Below are 3,782 nucleotides of genomic sequence, written 5' to 3' on the forward strand. Positions count from 1 at the left end.
CGCCACCGGCCAGGATCGGCTCCGGGTCGCCGATGCGGCGCTTGAACTCACGGGCCAGCCGGGCCGGCTCGGCCTGACCGCGGCGCTCGGCCGCCTCACCGATCAGCAGGCCGCCGTCGGGGCGCACGAACACCAGCGACGGGATCTCGGCCCGGCGCCCGCCCAGCCGGACCACCTCGGTCTGCCCGTCGACGCGGACCGCCGCCGCCGTCTGGGTCGTACCGAGATCGATCCCCAAGCCGTACTGCATCGCCACAGCTAGAGACCTTAGGGGCAACGCGCCAGCCCCGGCACCGCCGGACGGGCGGTGTCGCGGGTGGTTCTCCGGGCGCGGCCATCCGTACGAGGGACGGCGATCAGCCGGACTGCCGCCGCATGATGTGGCCGGTCGCGGTGAAGCGTTCGTTGCCGACCAGCGGGCCGGTCCGGGTCTCCCGCACGACGAAGCCCTCGCTGCGGTACAGGGCCAGCGCGTGCGGGTTGCCGTCGAGGACCGTGACCTCGGCGTGGTCGCCGGTGTGGGCGAGCGCGTGGCGCAGCAGGGCCCGGCCGATGCCGTGGCGGTAGTGGGCCGGGTCGACGTAGAGCCAGGTGATCTCGTCGCCGTCGAGGGCCACGAAGCCGGTCACCTCGCCGCCGGTCTCGGCGACCCAGAGGAGGCCGTCGAAGATCCGCCCAGCTCACGCAGCTGAATTACTGAACGTTTCAGCCTTGTTGACAGGTCGTTACCCGGGGGATCAACATATCTGAACTGACTGATGGAAGCGCTCCCAAGGAGACCCTTCGTGATCCGAACCCTCGGCGCCGCCGTCCTGCTCGTGGCCGGCCTCACCGCCGTACCGGCCGGTCCGGCCGCTGCCGCCGACGAGGTCGAGCAGGTCGTCAACGGCGGCTTCACCACCGGCACCGACCCGTGGTGGGGCAATCCCGGGCCGCTGACCCTGACCGACGGCAAGGCCTGTATGGACGTGCCGGGCGGCACCAGCAACCGGTGGGACGTCGCCGTCGGTCAGAACGACATCGATCTCGTCGCGGGCGAGACCTACCGGTACTCGTTCACAGCCAGCGGCGATCCCGATGGGCATGTCGCCCGGGCGATCGTGGGGCTGGCCGTCTCGCCGTACGACACGTACTTCGAGGCGTCGCCGGCGTTGACCGTCTCGGGCGACACGTACTCGTACACCTTCACCTCGGCCGTGACCACCGCCCAGGCGCAGGTCGCGCTCCAGGTCGGCGGCAGCGCCGACCCCTGGCGGCTCTGCCTGGACGACGTCTCGCTGGTCGGCGGCGTGCCGCCGGAGGTCTACGTGCCCGACACCGGGCCGCGGGTGCGGGTCAACCAGGTCGCCTACCTGCCGCGCGGGCCGAAGAAGGCCACGCTGGTCACCGAGGCCACCACCAAGCTGCCCTGGCAGCTGAAGAACGCGGCCGGCGCCACCGTCGCGCGGGGCACCACCGTGCCGCGCGGGGTCGACGTGTCGTCCGGGCAGAACGTGCAGACGATCGACTTCAGCCGCTACCACAAGCGCGGCACCGGCTACACGCTGGTCGCCGACGGTGAGACCAGCCGGCCGTTCGACATCGACGCCGCCGTTTATGAGCAGCTGCGTGCCGACGCGCTGAAGTTCTACTACACCCAGCGCAGCGGCATCGAGATCCGCGAGGACCTGCGGCCCGGGTACGCCCGCCCGGCCGGTCACGTCGACGTCCCGCCGAACCTGGGCGACGGCTCGGTGCCCTGCCAGGCCGGTGTCTGCGACTACAAGCTGGACGTGACCGGTGGCTGGTACGACGCCGGCGACCACGGCAAGTACGTCGTCAACGGCGGTATCTCCGTCTGGCAGCTGCTCAACCAGTACGAGCGCACCGCCGAGCCGCGCAAGCTCGGCGACGGCACGCTGGCCATCCCGGAGAGCGGCAACAAGGTCCCGGACCTGCTCGACGAGGCCCGCTGGGAGCTGGAGTTCATGCTCAAGATGCAGGTGCCGGCCGGGCAGCCGCACGCCGGCATGGTGCACCACAAGATCCACGACGCCAACTGGACCGGGCTGCCGCTGCTGCCGCACCTCGACCCCCAGCAGCGTGAACTGCACCCGGTCTCGACCGCGGCGACGCTGAACCTGGCCGCCACCGCCGCGCAGGCCGCCCGCATCTACCGCCGTTACGACAAGGCGTTCGCCGCCAAGGCCCTGGCCGCGGCCCGCACCGCCTACACCGCCGCCCTGGCCGAGCCGGCCATCTACGCCTCCGCGGCCGACGGCACCGGCGGTGGCGCGTACAACGACGACAAGGTCGACGACGACTTCTACTGGGCCGCCGCTGAGCTGTACCTGAGCACGGGGCAGAAGAAGTACGCCGCCGACGTCCTGGCCTCCCCGGTGCACACCGCTGACATCTTCGGCGGCGCGGCCGCCTTCGACTGGGCCAGCACGGCCGTGGCCGGCCGGCTGGACCTGGCCCTGGTGCCGAACAAGCTGCCCGGGCGCAACCAGGTCCGCGCGTCGATCGTCGCGGCGGCCGAGAACTACCTGAAGATTCAGGCCGCCCAGCCGTACGGCATCCCGTACGCCCCGGCGAACAACATGTGGGACTGGGGCTCCAACAGCCAGATCCTGAACAACCTGGTGGTGGTGGCGTCCGCGCACGAGATCACCGGCCGGGACAGGTTCCGCAACGCGGTCTACGAGGGCATGGACTTCATGCTCGGCCGCAACGCCCTCAACTACTCCTACGTGACCGGTTACGGCGAGGTCAGCTCGCACAACCAGCACAGCCGCTGGTACGCCCACCAGCTCGACCCGGCCCTGCCCAACCCGCCGCGGGGCACCCTGGCCGGCGGGGCCAACTCCTCGATCCAGGACCCGTACGCCCAGAGCAAACTGACCGGCTGCGTGGGCCAGTTCTGCTACATCGACGACATCCAGTCCTGGTCGACGAACGAGCTGACCATCAACTGGAACGCACCGCTGGCCTGGGTCGCGTCCTACATCGCGGACCAGAACTAGACTCCATGGCGTGATCGACGTCGAGAAGCCCGTGTGGCTTCTCGACGTCGACGGCGTCATCAACACGATCAAGCCCGGCTGGGGCGCCGCACCACGCAAGTCGCTGGTGTGGTCGGGGGCGGACAACACGTCGTACGTGTTGCGCTGGTCCCCGCTGCTGGTGGACCGGATCCGGGCGTTGCACACCGACGGCCGGGTCGAGGTCCGCTGGTGCACGACCTGGTGCCCGGAGGCCGAACGCCTGGAAAGCCTGTGGCGCCTGCCTGTGCTCGGGCGGGCCCTGGACGCCGACCCGATGCCCCGCGGCGCGCAGTGCTGGCCACTGAAGCTGGCGGCGGCCTGGGAGGTGCTGGCCGAGGGCCGCCGGCTCATCTGGACCGACGACGAGGCTCTGCCCCCACCGGGCCCGGCGCGTGAGGAGCTGACCGCGGACGGGCGGGCGCTGCTGATCGCCCCGCGGGCCAATCGCGGCCTGCAGCCGGCCGATCTGCACCTGATCGAGAAGTTCGCCGAGGGACGGCGCTTGCCGACGCACCGGGTGGCCGGCCGCCACCGCCAGCTGCCGGACTGACGATCAGGCCGGGTGCTGCTCCAGGAACCGGCGGGCGCGGCTGACGTCCCGCCCGAGCAGAATCATGGATGTCGTGGCCAGCGCGATCACCACCAGGGCCAGCACGGTCCAGATCACGCTGCGGTGCTGAACGGCCTGGCCGACCTGCACGAGGATCAGCCCGGCCGGCGTGGCCATCAGCCGCCGTTGCGCGAGCAGGTCCCCGG

Annotated in this window: 4 protein-coding genes and 1 pseudogene; 2 read left to right on the plus strand and 3 right to left on the minus strand. The window is 71.2% G+C overall.

The genetic code is table 11. The annotated features are described in order from the left end of the window. Both AB0C29_RS37625 and AB0C29_RS37630 read right to left on the minus strand, forming a co-directional pair. Window positions 1–250 (minus strand): Hsp70 family protein (locus tag AB0C29_RS37625; protein WP_360830878.1); only part of this gene is annotated, 250 nt, incomplete at its 3' end. A 106-nt stretch (window positions 251–356) separates the two neighbouring features. After that, a pseudogene (locus AB0C29_RS37630) lies at window positions 357–677 on the minus strand (GNAT family N-acetyltransferase); the annotation flags it as partial. 108 nt (window positions 678–785) lie between these two features. On the opposite strand from AB0C29_RS37630, the gene AB0C29_RS37635 reads away from it, so the two are divergent. Beyond that, window positions 786–3,005 (plus strand): glycoside hydrolase family 9 protein, encoded by a 2,220-nt coding sequence (locus tag AB0C29_RS37635; protein ID WP_360830881.1) that lies wholly within the window; start codon window positions 786–788, stop codon window positions 3,003–3,005. A gap of 10 nt (window positions 3,006–3,015) precedes the next feature. Continuing rightward, a complete protein-coding gene (locus AB0C29_RS37640) occupies window positions 3,016–3,576 on the plus strand; it encodes a hypothetical protein (protein WP_360830884.1) in 561 nt (186 codons plus the stop codon). Between the two features lie 3 nt (window positions 3,577–3,579). Here AB0C29_RS37640 and AB0C29_RS37645 read toward each other — a convergent pair. Continuing rightward, window positions 3,580–3,782 (minus strand): hypothetical protein (locus AB0C29_RS37645; RefSeq protein WP_360830887.1); only part of this gene is annotated, 203 nt, incomplete at its 5' end.

The sequence above is a fragment of the Actinoplanes sp. NPDC048791 genome, from assembly GCF_040650095.1.
GTDB lineage: Bacteria > Actinomycetota > Actinomycetes > Mycobacteriales > Micromonosporaceae > Actinoplanes.